19 protein-coding genes are annotated in these 21,973 nt (G+C 38.4%); 8 read left to right on the top strand and 11 right to left on the bottom strand.

Annotated elements, in window-relative coordinates:
• Positions 1 to 3: 3 nt before the first annotated feature.
• The 4 genes from AACV01_RS11730 to AACV01_RS11715 all read left to right on the top strand — a co-directional run bounded on the left by AACV01_RS11730 (position 4) and on the right by AACV01_RS11715 (position 7,006).
• The gene (locus tag AACV01_RS11730; protein ID WP_004252202.1) at positions 4 to 1,113 is read left to right on the top strand and encodes an ATP-binding protein; all 1,110 of its coding nucleotides are present in this window, start codon (positions 4 to 6) and stop codon (positions 1,111 to 1,113) included.
• A gap of 100 nt (positions 1,114 to 1,213) precedes the next feature.
• On the top strand, positions 1,214 to 3,796 hold the full coding sequence (locus AACV01_RS11725) for a DUF5682 family protein (protein WP_161682949.1): 2,583 nt from the start codon (positions 1,214 to 1,216) through the stop codon (positions 3,794 to 3,796).
• The gene (locus tag AACV01_RS11720) at positions 3,783 to 4,934 is read left to right on the top strand and encodes a VWA domain-containing protein (RefSeq protein ID WP_161682947.1); all 1,152 of its coding nucleotides are present in this window, start codon (positions 3,783 to 3,785) and stop codon (positions 4,932 to 4,934) included. The genes AACV01_RS11725 and AACV01_RS11720 overlap by 14 nt, the downstream gene beginning before the upstream one ends.
• The gene (locus AACV01_RS11715) at positions 4,931 to 7,006 is read left to right on the top strand and encodes an SWIM zinc finger family protein (protein WP_049211076.1); all 2,076 of its coding nucleotides are present in this window, start codon (positions 4,931 to 4,933) and stop codon (positions 7,004 to 7,006) included. Before AACV01_RS11720 ends, AACV01_RS11715 begins: the two co-directional genes overlap by 4 nt.
• A gap of 80 nt (positions 7,007 to 7,086) precedes the next feature.
• Here the strand turns inward: AACV01_RS11715 and AACV01_RS11710 are convergent, their stop codons facing one another.
• From AACV01_RS11710 to seqA, 7 genes are all read right to left on the bottom strand, one after another.
• Positions 7,087 to 7,830 carry a type 2 GTP cyclohydrolase I gene (locus AACV01_RS11710; RefSeq protein WP_004247540.1) on the bottom strand — a complete coding sequence of 248 codons (744 nt, stop codon included), beginning with the start codon at positions 7,828 to 7,830 and terminating at the stop codon, positions 7,087 to 7,089.
• Positions 7,831 to 8,052: 222 nt separating this feature from the next.
• Positions 8,053 to 8,259, bottom strand: coding sequence for a YbfA family protein (locus AACV01_RS11705; protein WP_004247539.1), 207 nt, complete (start codon positions 8,257 to 8,259; stop codon positions 8,053 to 8,055).
• 307 nt (positions 8,260 to 8,566) lie between these two features.
• The gene (gene nadS / locus AACV01_RS11700) at positions 8,567 to 8,851 is read right to left on the bottom strand and encodes a NadS family protein (RefSeq protein WP_004247538.1); all 285 of its coding nucleotides are present in this window, start codon (positions 8,849 to 8,851) and stop codon (positions 8,567 to 8,569) included.
• 1 nt (position 8,852) lies between these two features.
• Positions 8,853 to 9,185, bottom strand: coding sequence for a type II toxin-antitoxin system RelE/ParE family toxin (locus AACV01_RS11695; RefSeq protein ID WP_036919972.1), 333 nt, complete (start codon positions 9,183 to 9,185; stop codon positions 8,853 to 8,855).
• A gap of 148 nt (positions 9,186 to 9,333) precedes the next feature.
• Positions 9,334 to 9,816, bottom strand: a complete 483-nt coding sequence (locus AACV01_RS11690; RefSeq protein ID WP_012367657.1) for a YehS family protein — start codon at positions 9,814 to 9,816, stop codon at positions 9,334 to 9,336.
• Positions 9,817 to 9,972: 156 nt separating this feature from the next.
• Entirely contained in the window at positions 9,973 to 11,616 is a 1,644-nt protein-coding gene (gene pgm, locus AACV01_RS11685; protein ID WP_036919970.1) for a phosphoglucomutase (alpha-D-glucose-1,6-bisphosphate-dependent), read from the bottom strand.
• Between the two features lie 74 nt (positions 11,617 to 11,690).
• Positions 11,691 to 12,242 (bottom strand): replication initiation negative regulator SeqA, encoded by a 552-nt coding sequence (gene seqA, locus AACV01_RS11680; protein WP_004244392.1) that lies wholly within the window; start codon positions 12,240 to 12,242, stop codon positions 11,691 to 11,693.
• 464 nt (positions 12,243 to 12,706) lie between these two features.
• On the opposite strand from seqA, the gene ybfF reads away from it, so the two are divergent.
• The 4 genes from ybfF (at position 12,707) to fur (ending at position 15,313) form a co-directional block, all read left to right on the top strand.
• Positions 12,707 to 13,492, top strand: a complete 786-nt coding sequence (ybfF, locus tag AACV01_RS11675) for an esterase (RefSeq protein ID WP_004244388.1) — start codon at positions 12,707 to 12,709, stop codon at positions 13,490 to 13,492.
• A gap of 198 nt (positions 13,493 to 13,690) precedes the next feature.
• On the top strand, positions 13,691 to 13,990 hold the full coding sequence (gene ybfE, locus AACV01_RS11670; protein ID WP_004244385.1) for a LexA regulated protein: 300 nt from the start codon (positions 13,691 to 13,693) through the stop codon (positions 13,988 to 13,990).
• A 158-nt stretch (positions 13,991 to 14,148) separates the two neighbouring features.
• Positions 14,149 to 14,676 carry a flavodoxin FldA gene (fldA, locus tag AACV01_RS11665; RefSeq protein WP_004244384.1) on the top strand — a complete coding sequence of 176 codons (528 nt, stop codon included), beginning with the start codon at positions 14,149 to 14,151 and terminating at the stop codon, positions 14,674 to 14,676.
• A gap of 190 nt (positions 14,677 to 14,866) precedes the next feature.
• Positions 14,867 to 15,313, top strand: a complete 447-nt coding sequence (fur, locus tag AACV01_RS11660) for a ferric iron uptake transcriptional regulator (protein WP_004244382.1) — start codon at positions 14,867 to 14,869, stop codon at positions 15,311 to 15,313.
• Positions 15,314 to 15,468: 155 nt separating this feature from the next.
• Here the strand turns inward: fur and AACV01_RS11655 are convergent, their stop codons facing one another.
• The 4 genes from AACV01_RS11655 to nagE form a co-directional block, all read right to left on the bottom strand.
• Positions 15,469 to 15,693, bottom strand: coding sequence for a type II toxin-antitoxin system HicB family antitoxin (locus AACV01_RS11655; protein WP_049236268.1), 225 nt, complete (start codon positions 15,691 to 15,693; stop codon positions 15,469 to 15,471).
• 71 nt (positions 15,694 to 15,764) lie between these two features.
• Positions 15,765 to 17,159, bottom strand: a complete 1,395-nt coding sequence (gene chiP / locus AACV01_RS11650; RefSeq protein WP_004247531.1) for a chitoporin ChiP — start codon at positions 17,157 to 17,159, stop codon at positions 15,765 to 15,767.
• Positions 17,160 to 17,796: 637 nt separating this feature from the next.
• Positions 17,797 to 19,464: a glutamine--tRNA ligase gene (glnS, locus tag AACV01_RS11645; RefSeq protein ID WP_012367653.1), complete on the bottom strand. Its 1,668-nt coding sequence runs from the start codon at positions 19,462 to 19,464 to the stop codon at positions 17,797 to 17,799.
• A gap of 196 nt (positions 19,465 to 19,660) precedes the next feature.
• Entirely contained in the window at positions 19,661 to 21,664 is a 2,004-nt protein-coding gene (nagE, locus tag AACV01_RS11640; protein ID WP_004252221.1) for an N-acetylglucosamine-specific PTS transporter subunit IIBC, read from the bottom strand.
• Positions 21,665 to 21,973 lie beyond the last annotated feature (309 nt).

The raw sequence follows: 21,973 nt of genomic DNA, 5'->3' as shown, positions 1-21,973 counted from the left end.
AATATGGCTAAAAAAGCACCCAAAGAACAACAAGCAATTAGGGAAAGTGCCGAGGTTCGATTTGCTGAAGAATTAGAACGCTTAACAAAAGCGGATGCTAATAATCCGAAGCCCCAAGGATGGCTTCGCTCTCCTCGAGCTGTGCGCCAATTTATTTTAGGTGATGATACTTTAGGTATCACACCTAAGTTTTTCGGTGATGATGCCTTAGTTGATCGTGCAATTGTTACATTATTAGGCAAACAGGGCTTAATGCTGGTTGGTGAGCCAGGTACAGCAAAATCAATGCTCTCAGAACTTTTTGCGGCTGCTATCAGTGGTGATTCAGGATTAACCATCCAAGGTACTGCAGGGACGACAGAAGATCATATCAAATACTCATGGAACTATGCGTTACTATTAGCAGAAGGCCCAACAGAACGAGCATTAGTCGGCTCACCGATTTATCAAGGCATGTTACAAGGTAAAATTGTTCGTTTTGAAGAGATAACTCGCTGTCCTCCTGAAATTCAAGATGTACTGGTTTCTTTAATGTCCGAAAAGCAGTTAATGATCCCTGAAATGGGCGACGGTGCGCGTATTAGTGCAAAACCCGGATTTAACTTGATTGGTACCGCAAACTTGCGTGACCGAGGTGTACATGAGATGTCTGCCGCATTAAAGCGACGTTTTAATTTTGAAACAGTAAAACCTATTCGTGATCCAGCTTTTGAAATCAGTTTGATCCAATCACAGCTTGAAAATGAGTTAGGTACTTTAGCGACAGAAATCACCGTCCCTATGGATGTGGTGGAATTACTGGTTACCACATTCCAAGAATTACGTTCAGGTAATACGCAAGATGGTGGCAATATCAAAACACCTGATGCGGTTATGTCAACAGCAGAAGCCGTAAATATCGCTTATGCTTGTGCGTTAGAAGCGCATTATTTAGGTGATGGCGTGATGAATGCCGGTGCGATTGCACGTCAATTAATCGGCGTTGTATTAAAAGATAATCCTGATGATATTAAGCGTATTCGTTATTACATGGACAACGTCGCCAGAGAAAGGGCCAGAAATAGTAAAGAGTGGAAAGCGTTCTTTGATGCATCAAAAGACTTTTGGCAATAAAACGTAAAGAGCTATAGCGAGGCATTAAAGTCTATTTATTTATCTATCAAAGGCAGAGTTAACTTACTCTGCTTTTTCACCCAAAAAAGGGATCAACACGGTGACGCTACCTTCAATATCTTTACCAACAAGAATTGACCAAGCCCGACTGAAATGGACGTCGTTACAGCAACAACATCTCTATTTTGCCCCTGTACGCCACCATAGCCCAGCTTGTGCTTATGCAGTTTTATCATTAATTGATTCTGTAAAACCTGATTATATCTTAATTGAAGGTCCGGATACCTTTAATTCGCTTATTCCTAGCCTAACGGATAAAGATACTCTCCCTCCTATTGCTATTATGGGGCAAGCCGAATATTGTCATCATGATAGTGGCCTAGAAGAGCGTGAAAAATCGCTACACTCTGCCTATTTCCCATTTTGTGAATATTCCCCTGAGTGGCAAGCTTTGCGAGGTGGTTTACGCATCAATGCAACAACACGTTTTATCGATTTACCTTGGGCTGCTCAAGTCAATAACGAAGAGTATAGCGATCTACAAAGCCGTAGCTTACAAAAAGAACGTTATTTAGCCCATAGCCAATTTATTGCACAATTAGCTAAACAATGTCATTGCCGTGATCATGATGATGTTTGGGAACATCTTTTTGAGTTACGCAGTATTGAGGCATTAGCAGATTGGCAAACTCTGTTTAATGACATTTTTATTTGGTGTGCACTTGCACGCCTTGACTATGAACCTGAAGTACTTGCATCTGAGGGCTCTTCACAACGTGAAGCACATATGCTCACTCATATTAAAACCATCAAACAGCACGAGCCTAATGCCAAAATATTAATCGTCACAGGGGGAGCCCACACCCTTGCGCTAATCGAAGGCTTAGCTTCTTCACAACCCCACTCTTTCGCTATTTCTAGCTCAGAACAAAAGCACTTTACTAAAATGCAAAAAATGGGCGAAAAAGAGCAAGCTTGGCTTATTCGCTATAGCTTTGACAGATTAGATGCACTTAATGGCTATGCATCTGGTATGCCATCTCCGGCTTTTTACCAACAAGCTTGGCAAAGCTTAATGCAACAACATCATGATAAATTAGAAAACAATGAGGCGGCAAAACAGCCAACGCAAGTTTATCGCAATAAAATGGGCATCGCCTTTTTAAGCTCAGTGGCTCAGACTATCAGAGAAAAACAATTTGATAATCCCCCCAGTTATTTAACCGTAAAACTAGCAGCCGAGCAGAGTTTACGCCTCGCTTTACTAAGAGAGCACACTGGTATGGGGCGTTATGATTTGCTTGATGGGTTACAAAGCGCCTTTATTAAAGGCAGTTTAGATGACAGTCAAAACGAATTATGGGACGAAATCAAAACCTGTTTTTCAGGTTATCTATTAGGACAAATTCCATTAGGTACAGCAACGCCCCCTTTAGTCAATGAAACCTATGAACGAGCCAAAGCATTTCGCTTTAAACTTGATGATACATTAGCAAAAACTACAAAATGTGATGTTTATCGTAACCCCCAACATCGCTTAAGAAGTCGTTTTTTACATTTATTGGCATTTTTAGAAATCCATTTTGCCCACCGTGTCAATGGACCTGATTTTCTTTCTGGTCACCAGTTAGATCTATTATTTGAAGAATGGCAATATGCATGGACCCCCAATGTTGAAGGTGAACTGATTTCATTATCAGAAAAAGGCTCTCAACTTGAAACTATCGCCTTAAATAAACTGTTAGCAATGGAAAAACAGCTTGCAGAACAAGGACAAAGTCGTTCAAGCCAAAGTGCGGTCACTTTGTTAATTCAAGCGGCATTAATTGGGCTCCACCAGCGTATCCCTACGCTATTTAAACTGCTAGATAGCTATATTCAGCAAGATTTTCGCCTTGAGTCATTAACACAATGTGGACATAAATTGATCCATTTATGGCGAGGTCGTCAATATCTTGATATTACCGATGAGCTGACATTGGAAAATAGGCTACATCAAGTGATCCCTCAAGCCTTCTTTTGCTTAGAGCAATTGGCTCAAGGTGATGAGCAACAACAAGAAAGCAATCTGCAAGCCCTACTCTCTTTACGTGAACTCATTGAGTTTATGCCATCACTGGATCATCAATATGATTATAAAAGTGATTTTTATCAGCAACTTAATCGTCTTGATGGACAATTAGATACCGTTCCTTTATTAAAAGGTGCGGTAGATGCATTACGTTATCTAGGTTCGTATATTGACGAAAAGACCTTAGCGGCCGTGCTAAATACGACCTTTAGTACAGGCAGCGCTCCCGAACATGCCATTGGTTATTTTGTCGGTATAATGCGCACTGCACCAGAGCTAGTCATTCGCCTACCGTTGTTAGTCAATCACTTAAATAGCTTATTACAGCAATGGGATGAAGAACGCTTTATTCAGATTTTACCTGATCTGCGTTTTGCCTTTAGCCAACTTAATCCCAAACAAAATGCAGAGCTTGCACAATATATTGCTAATGATATTGGTTTAGATACGCAAGCCTTATCACTATGGCAATCAGAATTTAGTGCCAAGCAAATGCTTGAAGCCACTAAACTCAATCAAAAACTGCAACAGCGCATTAAGACACAAGGCATGATTTCTTGGTTTGAGGCGAAGAAAACAGAGAAAGGAGACCATACTCATGGAGAAGCATGATGATATGCCTAAAGATAAAATACAACAAGCCAAACGCTGGCGCTTGATTTTAGGCCAATACGCTGATGATGCTTTAGGGCAAGCCAGGTTTAATGCTGATGATCTTAAAATTGAACGTACACTCGATTTTCTTTATCGCCGTGAATATCAGCGCCGAGGATTACGTCAAGAGCGCGGTCGCCATGGCTCTCTCGATGCATCGCAACTTACTGCCGTAAACTGGCTAAATCAAGCTCGCAAACTTTTTCCCAATAGCACATTTGAACGTATGCAATCACAAGCGATTGAACGTTATCAAATCAGTAGCTTTCTTAAAGATCCCAATACGCTAAAAGCCATGGAGCCGACGAAAGCGTTAGCTAAAACACTATTAAGCTTACGCGGACGAATGAGCGAAGAAACGCGAGATGCAGTAAAAACCATTATTCGTAAAGTGGTTGAAGATATTTTGCGTCAAATTCGTAATAACTTTCGCCAATCATTAACTGGTCGTCGTAATCGCTTTAGACGCTCGTTAGTGCCAAATAGTCGTAACTTTGATTGGCGTGCCACTATTGCCGCCAATTTAAAACATTACGATACCCAAAATCGTCGTTTATTGATTGAAACTCCTTACTTTAATTCACGAATGCAACAGCATTTTCCATGGGATGTCATTCTCTGTGTTGACCAAAGTGCATCAATGTCTAGTTCCATTATGTATGCAGCTGTGTGTGCGAGTATTTTAGCTTCATTACCTGCTGTTAATGTCTCCTTAATCGTTTTTGATACTCAAGTTGTCGATTTATCACACTTAGCCGACGATCCCGTTGAAGTATTAATGACAGTCCAATTGGGAGGAGGTACGGATATTGCTAGTGCCATGCAATATTGCGAAAGCTTAGTTAACAACCCTAAGCGTACTGTTATTTCGCTTATCAGTGACTTTGAAGAAGGGGGATCATTAACCCGATTATTAGATTGCACACAACGTCTCAATAGCCAACAAGTTAAGTTATTAGGACTGGCAGCACTAGATGATGAGGCTCAACCGGTTTATGACTCAACTATCGCACAAAAACTCGCCGATAGAGGTATGCAAGTTGCAGCTTTAACCCCAGAACATTTCGCACAGTGGCTAGCAGAGGTAATGCAATGAGTTGGCAGACCGTTTATTTTCATTATGATGAAGATGCGCTTACCGTCTTTGCTAATGCCGGATTATTAAGACGCGCAAGAAAAGATGTTGATAACGAAAAAGTCTCTGTTACTGATGCAAATACAGGGCAATTTAGCAGTGATGGGCAAAAAGTCGTTTTACATGAAGCAGGCATTCAGCAAGCCAGTTGTGATTGTTCCGCAGCAGGTTGTTGCAAACATATTTTAGCCGCTATTTTATGGTTACAAGCCAACAACAATTCGACTGATGATATTAATACTGATAATCCCATTGAAACATCAGCAGAAAAAATTATAGCGCCTGTTGAAACACCGCCTTTATTACCCTCTTTATTTACGCTTGATCCCGAGTTACTCATCAAAAAAGCAGGTAAACCCGCCTGTCGGACTGCGATTAACTTAATTGAACAATGGGAAGATAAAACTTTAGTTCTAGAAGACACAGGAACCCAGCTAAAAATCCAACTCCCTGATGTTGATGAACCGGTCATTTTCTTACAAGCAAGTGGTTACGATGGCATGTTATCCCCTTTTTCTAGCTCTCAGAAAAAAGCTTTTCATCTTGCGATTGTCGCGAAAATATTTGAGCAAAATACACAGCCTTGGACGTGGCCTGAAGATTTAATTCCTTTAAAATCTTCAAAACGCCCACTAAATGATGAAGAAATTGCCCTTATTAATACTATTGAACAATTTATTGATGATCTATTACGTCAAGGGCTATCACACATTAGTTTAAGTAGCGCAACGCAATTACATTTACTTAATATGTCTGCTCGTGCCGAGGGTTTACCTCGTTTAGCCTCTTATTTACGAACATTAAGTACTCAAGTCAAACGGTTAGCAGAAAGACATTTCACTATGGATGAAAGCAATGTCTTACGTCTATTAGCCCATATCTCAGCCTATCTTTTCCAGCTATCTTATGCGACACCTGAACAATTAAAAACATTACGAGGACAACTTCGCCGTCAATATGATGATAAAAAAACCAGTCTCGCGCTTATTCCTATCGATGCACATTGGTGGACAGCACAAAGTGGCGCATTAGGCACAACTTTTACTTTCTGGGATAAAGAAGCAAAACAATTTTTACAAGCGACACAAGCTCGCCCTAATCAACTTGATACCCTATTTAATCGCTATAGTGTTTGGCATAGTTTATCGTTATGGAAACAAACTGCAGATAAGCTCATGCGCCGACCTTTCTTATTACAAGCGCCTCGTATTTCTGATGAAGGGAAACTAGCTACTATTGGCGATAGCTTTGCGCAAAATCAAACCGATTTTCTTGATGTCACAGATTATCATCAACTACAAACAGAATTAGGTATTCATAACTGGCAAGATTTACCCAATTATTTTACGGATCAACCAGAAGGATTTCTTTCCCCTCTGGTTTTACATATCAAAAGCTATAATCCCTTAATTTGGCATGAAGTAGAGCAGTGTGTTATTTGGGAAGTGGTAGATAATAATGGAAATTCGGCCTTTTTGCGCCTTTATTGGGAAGGCGAAACGCAAAATAATTTAGAAGAATTACGTTTTCTCACTAAACGAGAATTAGAAATCGTTGCGATCACCGTGCAACCTGTTCGACGTGATTTCAATATCGATTTATTACCCACCACCATTTGGATCAAAACAGAGCAAGGCATTGAAATGTTTTATCTCGATTTTGACCAATTTCCACGTAAGAAAAAACAGTCTGGTTTTATTAGTCATATTCAAGAATATATGGCTAAACGTAAGCGACAAACGGCAATGCATCACAGTGAACCTACCCTTGCACAAAAATTTTGTCGCCCCATTTTATCCGTATTGGAAGCCCAAGCATGTACAGGGCGAGAACAACTTTCTGCAATGCAAAAAGAGCAATTAGAGAGAAGCAAACAAATTGCTGACGATTTAGGTATGACATTAATAGCTAACCAATTAACTCGTTATCTCGCTTTAACTGCTCGTGACTCTCAAGCTTTATTACAGTTAATTTGGCTATGTGATAATCTGCAACAATTACAAAGCCCGTTACCCATTCAACTTAATGAATAAATTTCAAGGTTGTTGTTAAATAAAAAGCTATCTCACTTAGTTAATAAGAGAGATAGCTTATAGAATAGCAATAACTGGGTTTAGGCAGGATTATCAATATCGACAAAAGTAACATCTAAATGGTGTGTTTGTGCTAACCATTCACCTAATGCTTTAATACCATAACGCTCGGTAGCATGATGCCCAGCAGCGAAAAAATGCACGCCCATTTCTCTTGCTATATGAATCGTCTGCTCTGAGACTTCTCCTGTTACAAATGCATCAACACCTTGCTCTGCCGCCTGTTGAATAAATCCTTGTCCTCCACCAGTACACCAAGCAATATGGCGAATAACATCTGGTGCATTGTCACCACAGTGAAGCACATTACGCTGTAAGGCTTTTTCGAGTCGTGTTTTTAATTCATTGGCTGTGACAGGTAGATCAAAAATCCCTTTCGGCACTAAAGGCTCGATCTCACCCTCAACTTTTACGCCCATTTTTAACGCTAATTGAGCGTTGTTACCTAAAATAGGATGGGCATCTAAAGGTAAGTGATAACCATATAGATTGAGATCATTACATAGTAGGGTTTTTAAGCGATTGCGTTTCATTGAACGGATAACAACTGGCTCATTCTTCCAAAAATAACCATGGTGAACTAATACAGCATCTGCATTTAAACGTACCGCTTCATCAAGTAAAGCTTGGCAAGCCGTTACTCCTGTCACTATTTTTTGAATATGAGGGCGCCCTTCTACTTGAAGACCATTAGGTGCGTAGTCGTGAAAATTCTCAATACTTAGCTTTTCATTAATAATTAATTCTAGATCAGTATTTTTCATATCCTGTTTCTCCTTGTTATCACGGCGCCACAGTGCGTAGTGTACATATGTGATAAATAACAATAGATTAATTAGCACTTCTCAAAGTGAATAACCTTTATTGTAACTTAAAATAAGAGAATAAATAGAACAGTGAAAAATACACGTGATAACACGTTAAAAAGGGTTTGAAGAAGGGAAAAAATAACGCCTGTTTCAACAGGCGTTAAATGGAATTTTCTGTTATTTATGGCTAGTTAATGCCATTTCTGATTTAGCTAACCAAACTGGCTTATTGCTTGTTTTAGACCATACACGATGTAAATAGCTATAAAACTGAGCGCGTTTAGGATGAAAAACCATAACAGGAAATGCCACAATACCTAGCGCTACCGCACCAGTACGACGGGCTAAAACATGTTTTTTAGTGTATTCGTTATAAGCTGGCATAGTGTTCTCCTGCATAAAATGAATTGATGCTGAAATTTTACCTCATTTGATGAAATTTTACTACTGATCAGACCACTTATTTTGTGCGAAAAATCACCTTTATTTTGCTTGTAGTGTAATTAAATTTCACAATAGAAATAAAAATGAAACAAAATTGAAACAAAAACAAAAAAACATTAACAAAGCAAACTAATACTTTATTGAATTACGGTTATAGTAAATAATTTCGCGAGTGAATGATAAAAAAGAGAAAATCAGAGAAAGAGATTTACTGCTAAACAAAATAAGTTTAGCAGTAAACAAGAAATTAGATATTGGCTAACTCTTTAAATAAATTAGGGTTTTTATAAATAGCAATAAGTACTTTCGCTGTAAGCCCTGTCGGATTACGTCTTTTTAATTCCCAACTTTTTACAGTATCGATACTTGTCCCTAATGCATGTGCAAATTCACTTTGTGAAACGTTAAGTTGCTCCCTAATCGCTTTTACATCAGCAACTTCAAACCGAGTCACTTTCGATGCTTTTTTATCGCCATTTTTAATTTCTACGGCTTCTTCTAAAGAGGCTTTTAGATCATTGAAGAAACTCATATCACCGTTCACCTTTAAGTCTTTTTGTTAGTTTTTTTAACTCAATCTTTTCTGAATCAGTTAAACTAATTTTTATTGTTTTTGGATACGCCATAACTAAATAGATAACTTCTTTAGTCGCTAAAAAATAAATAACTCTAGTCCCCCCACTTTTACCTTTGTTACCTACAGCCATTCTTATTTTGCGTAATCCACCTGTTCCTTTAATTAAGTCGCCTTTATCAGGTTTACTGATAAGTTCATTTTGAAGTATTCTTATTTCTTTATCTGTAGCCAATAGTTTGATTTGCTGAGTAAATATTGAGGTTTCAATAAATTCTATAGCATGACTCATTAAGTTCCCTTTCTAATCCATCATTTAAAAGTGTACAATGTACACCATCAAAATTCAAGATTAAATACGAGTTCTCATACTATAAAGAATTTTCTTGAAAAAATTCTTCTATTTCTATTTAGAAGGAATAATTTGAATTAAGACATATTTATTTCTTCACTGCTTTACCTTTGCCACGTAAGGTTTCAGTTAACCCTTTCAGAAAGTATCTCACCAGTTGATCGCCACAGTTACGGTAGTTTTTATGTCCTGGCTTACGAAATATCGCGCTAAGTTCAGGCTTAGAAACGCGAAAATCCGCTAGTTCATAAATGTTAATCATATCCATGTCTTTTAATTCAAAGGCAACACGTAATTTCTTTAAAATAATATTGTTGGTTATCCGTTTTTCGACTTCTGGAGTAGGATATTTTTCATCTTTACCACGACGATAAAAGATAAGCCCATTTAAAAAATGCCCCAAGGCCATATCATCACACTCAACAAAGGCAGGATCATCGTCTTTTTTTAACCACTGATTGACTTGCTCTTTAGTCGCGGTGAAATCCGCCAGTTTCATTATATCAACAATATGACCATCGCTAAGATCTAACATATAACGCACACTGCGTAACACATAATTATTTTGCATTGATTATCCGCTCTTTATTCAATTCTAAATCAATCATCAATGATGGATATCAATGTTGTGATCTAAAAGTTATTATGATTAAAAAAATACACTCCACCTATAGGTAGAGTGTATTCTATTTGGTGATAAATAAATTATACGACTAAGTTATTTAGTTTATTGTTTACTGGCAAAAACATTATTAACAATTTCAATGGCTTCTTTTTCAATTAATTCGCGATGCTCAGAGCCACGGAAGCTTTCACAATAAATTTTGTACGCTTCTTCGGTTCCAGAAGGACGAGCGGCAAACCAACCATAATCGGTCATCACTTTTAAACCACCAATAGCAGCACCATTACCAGATGCGTGAGTTAAACGCGCAGTAATAGGATCACCTGCTAAGGTATTTGCGGTGACCATTTCTGGTGATAATCGTGACAACAACGCTTTTTGCTCATGAGTTGCAGATGCTTGTATACGATTATAGCTTGGAGAGCCAAAACGTTGCGCTAACTCGTTATAATGTTGTTGTGGATCTTTACCTGTTACCGCTTTTATTTCAGCAGCCAGTAAACATAAGATAATACCATCTTTATCTGTTGACCACGGTTTACCATTAAAACGTAAGAATGATGCCCCCGCACTCTCTTCACCACCAAAACCAAACTCGCCACTGAATAGACCTTGCACAAACCATTTAAAGCCGACAGGTACTTCAACAAGTTCACGACCTAAATCAGCCACGACTCGGTCAATCATCGCGCTAGAGACGAGTGTTTTACCCACTTTTACCTCATTTGACCACTGAGGACGATGGCGAAAAAGATAATTAATCGCTGCCGCTAAATAGTGGTTAGGATTCATCAAGCCCGAAGGAGTGACAATACCATGGCGATCGTAATCAGGGTCATTGGCGAAAGCTAAGTCAAATTTATCACGCAGTTGCAATAAACCTTCCATTGCCCAAGGTGATGAGCAATCCATACGGATCACACCATCATGATCTAATGTCATAAAGCGGAAAGTTTGATCCACCTGATCGTTTACCAACTCAAGATCAAGTTCGTAATATTCACCTATGCGTTTCCAGTATTCAATTCCTGAACCACCCAGTGGATCGACACCTAATTTCAAACCCGCTTTTTTAATTGCCTTCATATCAACAACGTCACCTAACGCTTTAACATAAGGCATAATTAAATCTTGCTCGTGAATATAACCACTCGCTAATGCATCATCATAAGAAAGACGTTTAACCCCCAATAAATTATTTTCCAATAATTCATTGGCGCGTTTTTCAATCACAGAGGTTAAATCAGTATCAGCAGGCCCACCATTTGATGGATTGTATTTTATCCCCCCATCTTCTGGAGGATTATGTGATGGTGTAATGACGATACCATCAGCAATGTCTTGGTGCCCTTGATTGTAAGTTAAAATAGAGAAGGAAACGCTAGGCGTTGGGGTATAACCATTATTCTCTTGAATAATCACGTTAACTTTATTTGCAGCAAGCACTTCTAAAACCGAAATAAAAGCAGGCTCAGATAATGCATGGGTATCTTTACCTACATAGCAAGGCCCCGTTACACCATTATTAGCTCGGACTTCAGCAATAGCTTGAGCAATTGCTAGAATATGTGCTTCATTAAAGCTATGACGTTTGGCACTGCCTCGGTGACCCGATGTACCAAATTTCACACGATGAGCATTCTGATTTGCTTGTGGTTTTAGTGAATAATATTGTGCGGTTAATTGCGCTACATTAATCAGATCGCTTTGACGAGTATGTTGCCCAGCTCTTGAATGGATTGCCACAAATCTTCTCCTATTTTACATCACAATCATGCTTTAAACGAAAGCCTTTGCAATGCATCAATTAACAATAGTGTTTAGATAGTTCCACACACTTTATCAATCTCATTGGCAGGGAATTGCATATCCTGCATGATGCTTTGTACCATAGTTCTTTTACGCTCAGTATTTGAGTTGGTAATAACCCAAAATGGCGTACCGGGAATATGGCGAGGTTTTGTATGACGTCCACTGTCGAGCAATGTTTTTTCATCACCGGCAAAATAAATTCGCGTGCGTCCATGTACTGTTTCAGCAGATTGAGTAAAAGTAGCACTATCTAAGCTATATAATGTAGACAGGATCTGTAAAAAACGATCAACTGATTTTGTTTTCTCTGCATAACTATCAGATAACAGCAGTTCACGCATTTCACGGACCGGATTTTTTGCTGGTGCGACAGGCTTAAGATCAGCATCCTGTTTAACGACAGGCGCTTGTACTGACTCAGTGACAACGACTGGCTGTACGGGCTGTTTGGCATCAAGCTTCAATAGACGCCTTAAAATATCTGAAGCGCTTTCACCGATATGTCTAGTTTCGCTAGCGATATAGCGGTAAAGTTCGTCATCAATTTCTATCTTTTTCATTGCTACCCAGTACTATTTTCAAAAAAAAGTGACTAGGATTATAAGATATAATCTTTAAAAACAAAATAGGTAAAATTTCAATAACTTAAAGCGTATTCATTAAAGAATTAATCTTTTTAAACTTTAAGCTGGGTATTTATCCTATTGTTTCTATCTGTATCATCTTCTATTCTTTAAGTTTATTGCCATAGAATAGAGTTGACATCTTCTTCAATGCCCTTTCACATCAGCAATTAAAATAATATAAAACTCTGACTTATCCTTATTGAGCTATATCAAAATTTTATTTTTTCCATTACATTTGGAATAATAATCTATATTATTCTGTTTTCTCAGAATATAATAAATTACACTATCTCTTGTTAGCTTAACTTTATCTCATATTCCGAAAAAGACAACAAGTTGGCTAATATGATTGCACATGTCATCATAAGGAAAAAATAGACTTAATTTTGGTCATCAATATGAAACTCAATGCATTATTAAACTATCAAATACATCAACCAGAAACAGCAACGATAAACAATTTACCTATTGTTTTGATCCATGGGCTTTTTGGTGATCTCAATAATCTAGGCGTACTAGGTCGCGATCTACGTCAAGACCATACCGTGATACAAATTGATGTGCGCAACCATGGGCATTCTCCTCATAGTGAAAGTATGCACTATCACGATATGGCACAAGATGTATTAACCCTACTTGATAGCTTAAATATCGCAAAAGCAATCGTTATAGGTCATTCAATGGGAGGGAAAATTGCAATGGCAATGACCGCTCTCGCACCTCTTCGCCTTGAACGTATCGTGGTTATTGATATGTCTCCTGTTGCTTATAATGTTCGTCGTCATGATAAAATTTTTGCAGCCCTTGAAGCTGTCACTAAAGCTCACGTCACACAACGTACAGAAGCTATTGCTATTATGCGCCCTTTTATTGAAGAAGACGGCGTTATCCAATTCCTGCTTAAATCATTTAAAAAAGGTGAATGGTTATTTAATTTACCCGCAATCAAACAGGCTTACCCCGATATTATTGGTTGGCAAGAGGTGCCTGCTTGGCATCATCCCGTTTTGTTTATACGTGGTGGGCTATCCCCATATATTTTAGATGAGTATCGCGATAATATTGCTCGCCAATTTCCACAAGCAACCGCCTTTGTTGTCGCCAATACAGGACATTGGGTGCATTCTGAAAAACCAGAAACAGTAATTAAGGCCATTCGTCGCTTCTTAGCCAAAACAGTATAACGTTCCTTTGTTGGTTATAAATCACTAGCAATACTATTTTATAGCGTACAATTATTGCTCTTAAATCTGTCATTGTTGATAAAAAGACCAAATGACAATAGGTTAAACACAGGAAGCAGTAGCGATACGCCGATATGTGGGGTATTATTGGGCGCTTCATATTGAGTCATTGGTATACGCCCTTTCACAGCAAAATTTATGGCAAAAGAACAAACTGATCGCACCACACTGGATTTGTTCGCAAATGAACGCAGACCTGGGCGACCTAAAACAAACCCGCTTTCTCGGGATGAACAGCTTAGAATTAATAAACGAAACCAATTACGACGCGATCGCGTCAATGGATTACGTCGGGTTGAGTTGAAATTAAATGAGGATGCTGTCAATGCGCTTAATGAGCTTGCGAGCGCAAAAAATGTCAGTCGTAGTGAGCTTATTGAAGAAATATTACTAGAACAACTCGCACAAACTTATGCGTTAAAAAAACATCAAAGCTAAAAAAATCAGCAGGAAAATCACACAAATTCGACAGAATTACCCTGCTCTTTTCGTCAAAATAGTGCTTTAGTTTTCAATTATGAAAACATGATGTTTATCTTTTACTGGTAATTGTTCAAAAATACAGACAAAGAGAATAAAAGAGGTTATCTCACTTTATGGCAATCATAGGAATATTCTTCGGCAGTGATACCGGCAACACTGAAAATATTGCCAAAATGCTTCAAGAAAGATTAGGCGCGGATAATGCCGAAGTTCATGATATCGCAAAATCCAGTCAAGAAGACATCGAAGCATTTGATATTCTATTACTAGGTATTCCTACCTGGTATTATGGTGAAGCACAATGCGATTGGGATGACTTTTTCCCAACATTAGAAGATATTGATTTCAACGGTAAACTTGTTGCTCTATTTGGTTGTGGTGACCAAGAAGACTATGCAGAATACTTCTGTGACGCAATGGGAACTATTCGTGATATCATTGAACCTCGTGGCGCAGTCATTGTGGGTCATTGGCCTACTGAAGGTTATCATTTTGAAGCATCTAAAGGTCTTGCTGATGATAATCACTTTATCGGCCTTGCGATTGATGAAGATCGCCAACCAGAATTAACTGAAGAGCGTGTTGACGCTTGGGTTGCTCAGATCAAAGAAGAGATGAGCCTTGACGAAATTCTGGGATAATATAAATTCTTAATATTGAGAATGATAATTATTCAATGGTGTGCTAAGATAGTGTGATAGGTGGGGTGTTTATTTTTTAATATCATGCCTATAATCATTAAGGTTATTAAATACCCTATGTATTAATGAATATATACAGTATTTTGTGAGCACATATTAAATTCACCATTAGCAACAGGATTAAATCCGCATGACCGACAATAATAAAGCGTTAAAAAATGCTGGGTTAAAAGTTACACTTCCTCGCTTAAAGATCTTGGAAGTGCTCCAGGATCCTGAGTGCCATCATGTCAGTGCTGAAGATCTCTATAAAAAACTGATCGATATCGGCGAAGAGATTGGTCTGGCAACAGTCTATCGCGTCTTAAACCAATTTGATGATGCTGGTATTGTTACCCGACATAATTTTGAAGGTGGTAAATCAGTATTTGAATTAACTCAACAACATCACCATGATCACTTAATTTGCCTTGATTGTGGTAAAGTTATCGAGTTTACTGACGATGCTATCGAAGTTCGTCAAAGAAATATCGCTGAACGCCATGGCATCAAACTTTCCAATCATAGCCTGTATTTATATGGTCACTGCGCCGCAGGTAATTGTAAAGAAGATAGCCACGCACATGATGAGAAGTAATCATTCTGGATAATATCTCAGTAAAAAAAGGAACTGCCTGCAGTTCCTTTTTTATTGGTAAAGATTTACTACATTTTGAAATATCATGGGCAGCAACCGTAGCATTCAATCTCGCCTCTAACCAAGCAGGATAGCGTAGTGTAAATACTTTCAGCTTATCTTCTACTTTTAAAAGGTGCGATCTCCTCTTCAGTACAAGTCTCAATAAATTCAGCTAAGGAAATTGCGCCTTCTTTTTGCAACCCTTCAATACTATCAGCAACAAAGTCACAATACCCATTGACATCTAAAAATTGTCCTCGGAATGCACTTATTTCTGATCCATAAACAACAGATGCAGGGTGACCATTTATTATCATGATATTTGTGCTTTTAATCATGTTTTACTCCTATCACACTCTCAAACTATTAAGGATAAAGCGTAATAAATACACTTTATCCTTATTGTTATTTAGAAAATCGTAAATGGCATGATCACATTGAATTTAACGTCTTTTTCATCTTGGAAGATATTACCAAAACCACCTTCATAGCTTGGTATATCGGAATGGTTATCATAACGAGTGTAGTGGAGTTTAAATAACGTACCTTTCGCTCTCCCCTCTTGAACGGTATACATGATGTCGGCATTCCATGCGCTTTCTCTAATACGTTTACTTTGGTCATAAATAGGGTTACTACTCGGTTTTGCATCCCAAGCATACACATAGGAAGTACCAATCGCCCAGCCCGGTAGATCCCAATTTTTTAGATCATACATCACTCCCGCGTATAATGCTTTTTCACCATTGGCGTTAAAATCAGAACGACCATCCCACCAGATATCTAAACGACCATTCGAGGTTGCCCATCCTGGCGTCATACGTTGTAAAAAGTAACCTTGGTTACCTTCTGCTTTAACCCAAGTACCTTCAACTTTAAAATCAAATACATTGTAGGTATAGCCTAAAGTGAATGCTTGTAACCATGCCAAACCATCATAAACATCGTTAATTCCCCCTCCGGTGACTTTATCTTTTGCACCGTAGAATTGATAAGAGGTTTTTAATGTATTATTTGCGATAGGGAAATCGTAAGAAACTTTGCCAAAATATTGATCAATATAACCATCAGCTTGGCCAAATGCGGCTTCTAATACTAAGCTATTTTTAAAATCATATTTGGCACCAAAAGAGTGTAAATAACTGATATTTGTCTCTAAGTCTGCCTTACGGAAATTGTACATATTCCGATACCACGGCGCTTTATATTCATCAGTCCACATATATGAGAAAGAGAGTTCACCATTTTTATCGAAATCAAATACAGCGCCCGCTTCTGCACCGCGATAAGTACCAGGTAAGAAACTCCAATGAGGACGTAATAATGTTTGCCCTTTAGGTTGAATATATCCACCTTGAGCCCAGAAATGGCCTAATTTAAATTTAGCAGCAGCTTTATAAATACTCACGCCACTGCGATCACCTGTCCATTTTTCATCCCAGCGACTTTTTGCATCACTAAATCCTATTTCATTAGGTGCAGCTGGTCCACTGTTGTTAAGTTCAACAGCACCAAAAGCAGCTAAATCAATACCAAAAAAATCACCCAGATAACCAGAAGAAAAATCAAGATTAGCGTTAAAGGTAGAGTGGTGTAAATTGGCTTTATATTTGCCGTAATCAGGACTGTTTGGTGTTAACTCTTTTCTATCACGGTCACGTTGCCAGTAATAGATCCCCCCTGTCAGGGTTGAGTCATCAATAAATCCTTCAGCATAAGACATTTTCGCAGGTAGTGCAGTTACAAGCAATGCGCCCATAACGGCAAGTGCCACCCTGCCTGGTTTAGCATGTTGCATAACCATAGCATTGTTTCCTCTTTGACTTTGACTAAAAAAGAAATAAGCACCAACGCCTATTTCCAAATATAAAACCCCAAATGGGGAAAAAACCTAAAATTAGGTTAACAACAGCTTATTTTTCGCGACGCGAATTATCAACCTAAAAAAAAGAATTTTTATCAAAATATGACCAAGGGCACATTACTTAATTACAGTTTCATATTTTTTCTTTAGTCAATGAGGGACAAGTAGAACGTAAATATTTTTTAATATATTGATATTAAAAAAGAAAATTATCACACCTAATATGATAATGTTTCGTTTTTATAGAAAAGAATTATTAGTCGTATTAATTAATAAACTTTTTTAGAAAAGAAAAATATGTGTCATGGTTCACATTTTTATTATTATAGACAAATTCAATATAATCATATGAAATAAAAGAAGAAGATGATGACAAAAGTTAATAATTTAACACAACGTAAATAAGAATTGATACAAATAATAGCTATAGAAACTCACATTACAAAATAAAAAATAATAATTATTGGTCAATAAAAACAAACTTATTTGATAAATAAAAAATGCTCGATAAATTATTATCGAGCATTTTATTAAGATGTGAGTTTAGTGATATTACACGCCACTAAAACAGAGCGTATTAACCTTGTTTCGAAATCTTCGCCCAAGTATCACGTAAACCAACAGTACGGTTAAAGACCAGTTTATCCGCTGTCGAAAGCTTATCAGCACAGAAGTAACCTTCACGCTCAAATTGATACGCTTTTTCAATAGCCGCATCTTTTAAGCTTGCTTCCACAAAACCTTGACGGATCACTAATGATTCAGGGTTAATGGTTGATAAGAAATCCTCTTCAGCACCAGGATTAGGTACGCTAAATAAACGATCATAAAGACGAATTTCTGCTGGAATAGCATGTGGAATGCTGACCCAGTGGATCACCCCTTTTACTTTACGACCATCAGCCGGATCTTTATTTAACGTCTGTGGATCGTAAGTACAATAAATGGTGGTTATTTCACCTTGTTCATCTTTTTCAACTCGTTCTGCTTTAATGACATAAGCATTACGCAGACGGACTTCTTTACCTAATACCAGACGTTTATATTGACGATTGGCTTCTTCTTTAAAGTCTGCACGATCAATATAAATTTCACGGCTAAATGGTACTTCACGAGTTCCCATTTCTGGTTTATTTGGGTGATTTGGCGCAGTTAAAATCTCTTCACCTTCTGGCATATTTTCAATCACTAAACGTACCGGATCGATAACAGCCATCGCACGAGGTGCATTTTCGTTTAAATCATCACGAATACAAGCTTCTAATGATGCCATTTCCACGTTGTTATCTTGTTTGGTCACACCAATACGTTGACAGAATTCGCGGATTGACTCAGCCGTATAGCCACGACGACGTAAGCCAGAAATTGTCGGCATACGCGGATCATCCCAACCATCAACAATATTTTCTGTCACAAGCTGATTTAGCTTGCGCTTAGACATGACGGTATATTCAAGATTAAGACGTGAGAACTCATATTGACGAGGGTGGCAAGGAATAGTGATATTATCCAACACCCAATCATATAAACGACGGTTATCTTGGAATTCCAAAGTACATAAAGAATGTGTGATATTTTCCAATGCATCAGAAATACAATGGGTAAAATCATACATTGGATAAATGCACCATTTGTTACCTGTTTGATGGTGTTCAGCGAATTTGATCCGGTAAAGAACAGGATCACGCATGACAATAAATGGTGATGCCATGTCAATTTTCGCACGTAGGCACGCTTTCCCCTCTTCAAAGCCACCCGCACGCATTTTTTCAAATAGCGCTAAGTTTTCTTCTACACTACGAGAGCGATAAGGGCTATTTTTTCCTGGCTCTTTGAGTGTGCCACGATATTCACGAATTTCTTCAGCACTCAACTCATCAACATAAGCCAAGCCTTTGTTAATCAGCTCAATCGCATATTGATACAGTTGATCAAAATAGTCAGAGGAGTAATGAACGTTACCATCCCATTGGAAACCTAACCACTGAACGTCTTTTTGAATCGAGTTGATATATTCAACATCTTCTTTTACTGGATTCGTATCATCAAAACGTAAATTACATTTACCTTGATAATCTTGTGCAATACCAAAATTTAAGCAAATTGATTTTGCATGGCCAATATGAAGATAGCCATTAGGTTCAGGAGGGAAACGGGTATGGACACTATTATGTTTCCCGGTAGCCAGATCTTCGTCAATAATTTGACGAATAAAGTTCGTTGGGCGGGCATCTGCCTCATTCATGGTCATTTTTTCCTCAAAGCAAAACGCATATTGACCTACTATAATCCAATAAGCAGGTTTCATAAATACCCTAGCGAAAGAGAGCGCAGAGATATTTATCAAGATAGGGATAAAAAAACGGGAAGTAGACAACACTCCCCGTTTTATCGTCTTATTTAACCATCTCTTTATAGAGGATTAAATATCTATATGATATTTATTTTAATACTTTATAGATTATGGTGTTATTTGCCGTCACTTGGCCGGATGCAATATCACTCACTTTATCAAAGTCATCGATATTACTGATGATAACCGGACTTATCATTGATTTAGCATTAGTGTTTAAATACTCAAGATCTAGCTCTAAGATAGGCTGGCCGAGTTTAACCTCTGTACCTTCTTCAACCAGACGTTTAAAGCCTTTTCCTCCTAATGCGACCGTATCAATCCCCATATGGACGATAATCTCAACACCGTTATCCGTTTCAATGCAAAATGCGTGGTTAGTATCAAAGATTTTTACTACCGTACCAGCAGCAGGTGCCATCACAATATTTGATGTGGGTTTAATAGCAAGACCATCTCCCACGACACCGCTTGAGAAAGCTTCATCAGGCACATCTTTTAATGCAACCACTTCACCATCAAATGGCGCGACCATTTCAAGAATGACTTTGGCATCATTATTAGTCTGTTTTTCTGATGTTTTTTCTGTCGATACCGCGTTATCTGTATGTCTACCAGCATAAGCGGCAACTGGGCCTTGTGCTAATACATCACGCATGGCACTCGCAACGATTTCAGCCCGTGTCCCCACAATCACTTGAACACTCTGTTTATTTAAGCGAATAACCCCTGAAGCACCTAGGTGTTTTGCGTAAGCATCGTTGACTACACTGGCATCTTTTACATTTAAACGTAAACGAGTAATACAAGCATCAATACCAGTTAAGTTATCTGAGCCACCAACTGCAGCGATATATTGACGTGCTTCTTGTTGCACTGCTTCTTTGCTATTAGTGGGGACTGCTTTGATATCTTCATCATAGCCGTCTGCGGTTTCATCCCCCGCCACTTCATCTTCACGCCCCGGTGTTTTCAGGTTAAATTTAGTAATAGTGAAACGGAAAATACCATAGTAAATGAAGAAGAATGCGATACCTTGCACAATCAACATATACCATTTAACCGCCAGAGGGTTGCGTGAAGATAAGAACATATCCACAAGGCCCGCACTAAAGCCAAAGCCTGAAATCCACTCCATACTTGCGGCAATATAAACAGAAATCGCCATTAAGAATGCGTGAATAACATAAAGCACTGGGGCAACAAACATAAAGGAGAATTCAAGCGGTTCAGTGATCCCCGTAAAGAATGCCGCAAATGCACCAGCCATCATGATACCCGCAACTTTTGCTTTATGCTCTTTGCGCGCACAATGATAAATAGCCAGTGCTGCCCCTGGTAAACCAAACATCATAACGGGGAAGAAACCTGCTTGATAACGTCCTGTCACACCGACCGTTGCCAAGCCCGCATCAATCGCTTGCTGACCAGCAAGGAAGTTAGGAATATCATTAATACCTGCCACATCAAACCAGAACACAGAGTTCAGCGCATGGTGTAAACCAACAGGAATTAATAGGCGGTTAAAGAAAGCATAAATACCGGCGCCCAAAGCCCCCATATCTTTAATGCTTTCACCAAAGCTCACTAAGCCACCGTAAATTACCGGCCAGATATACATTAGAATAAAGGCGACGATAATCATCAAGAATGACGTGAGGATCGGCACTAAGCGACGACCACTAAAAAATGATAATGCACGAGGTAATTCGACACTGCTAAAGCGGTTATACAGCTCAGCTGAAAGTACCCCAACCAGAATACCGACAAACTGGTTGTTTATTTTACCAAAAGCCACAGGCACTTCTGCAAGTGGTAGACCTTTGATCATCGATACCGCAGCAGGTGAACAAAGTGTAGTCACCACTAAAAAGCCGACAAAGCCAGTTAAGGCCGCCGCCCCGTCTTTGTCTTTTGACATACCATAAGCAACACCTATCGCAAACAATACTGACATATTATCGATAATGGCAGCACCTGATTTGATCAGTAAAGCAGCTAGCGCATTATCGTTTCCCCAGCCTACCGGATCAATCCAGTAGCCTATTCCCATCAGAATTGCTGCAGCAGGCAATGTCGCAACGGGCACCATCAATGCCCGTCCTATCTTTTGCAGATAACTTAAAATATTCACACACTCCCCCTTGGATAACCCCTATTTGGGATCTTATTTATACTCATTTATATTTATTGATGAGTTAATTATTTAATTCCATTTTTAGTCTAAAAAAATTATTTTGTATCGCAAATTAATTAGTGCTAATTTGTGATTAAAGTCACCTATATAGGATATTTTTTAGCTTAAATGCTGGCTAAGTCAGAAAGCTTATTTTATGATTAAAAATATCTTTTGAAGGATTGATGTCTTCATTGACTAAAAATGAAAAGCAATTCGTGTTAT

It is taken from the genome of Proteus sp. G2609 (assembly GCF_963896135.1).
Lineage (GTDB): Bacteria > Pseudomonadota > Gammaproteobacteria > Enterobacterales > Enterobacteriaceae > Proteus > Proteus mirabilis.
This window is presented reverse-complemented; position numbering and strand designations above follow the sequence as displayed.

What these genes read in the sequence shown, in the direction of transcription:
- seqA (WP_004244392.1), bottom strand. Translation starts at nt 12,242, where the DNA reads ATGAAAAAGATAGAAATTGATGACGAACTTTACCGCTATATCGCTAGC.
- AACV01_RS11705 (WP_004247539.1), bottom strand. Translation starts at nt 8,259, where the DNA reads ATGCCAGCTTATAACGAATACACTAAAAAACATGTTTTAGCCCGTCGT.
- fur (WP_004244382.1), top strand. Translation starts at nt 14,867, where the DNA reads ATGACCGACAATAATAAAGCGTTAAAAAATGCTGGGTTAAAAGTTACA.
- AACV01_RS11715 (WP_049211076.1), top strand. Translation starts at nt 4,931, where the DNA reads ATGAGTTGGCAGACCGTTTATTTTCATTATGATGAAGATGCGCTTACC.
- AACV01_RS11695 (WP_036919972.1), bottom strand. Translation starts at nt 9,185, where the DNA reads ATGAGTCATGCTATAGAATTTATTGAAACCTCAATATTTACTCAGCAA.
- AACV01_RS11655 (WP_049236268.1), bottom strand. Translation starts at nt 15,693, where the DNA reads ATGATTAAAAGCACAAATATCATGATAATAAATGGTCACCCTGCATCT.
- ybfF (WP_004244388.1), top strand. Translation starts at nt 12,707, where the DNA reads ATGAAACTCAATGCATTATTAAACTATCAAATACATCAACCAGAAACA.
- AACV01_RS11720 (WP_161682947.1), top strand. Translation starts at nt 3,783, where the DNA reads ATGGAGAAGCATGATGATATGCCTAAAGATAAAATACAACAAGCCAAA.
- chiP (WP_004247531.1), bottom strand. Translation starts at nt 17,159, where the DNA reads ATGGTTATGCAACATGCTAAACCAGGCAGGGTGGCACTTGCCGTTATG.
- nagE (WP_004252221.1), bottom strand. Translation starts at nt 21,664, where the DNA reads ATGGTGCCCGTTGCGACATTGCCTGCTGCAGCAATTCTGATGGGAATA.
- glnS (WP_012367653.1), bottom strand. Translation starts at nt 19,464, where the DNA reads ATGAATGAGGCAGATGCCCGCCCAACGAACTTTATTCGTCAAATTATT.
- AACV01_RS11730 (WP_004252202.1), top strand. Translation starts at nt 4, where the DNA reads ATGGCTAAAAAAGCACCCAAAGAACAACAAGCAATTAGGGAAAGTGCC.
- ybfE (WP_004244385.1), top strand. Translation starts at nt 13,691, where the DNA reads ATGGCAAAAGAACAAACTGATCGCACCACACTGGATTTGTTCGCAAAT.
- AACV01_RS11710 (WP_004247540.1), bottom strand. Translation starts at nt 7,830, where the DNA reads ATGAAAAATACTGATCTAGAATTAATTATTAATGAAAAGCTAAGTATT.
- fldA (WP_004244384.1), top strand. Translation starts at nt 14,149, where the DNA reads ATGGCAATCATAGGAATATTCTTCGGCAGTGATACCGGCAACACTGAA.
- AACV01_RS11690 (WP_012367657.1), bottom strand. Translation starts at nt 9,816, where the DNA reads ATGCAAAATAATTATGTGTTACGCAGTGTGCGTTATATGTTAGATCTT.
- nadS (WP_004247538.1), bottom strand. Translation starts at nt 8,851, where the DNA reads ATGAGTTTCTTCAATGATCTAAAAGCCTCTTTAGAAGAAGCCGTAGAA.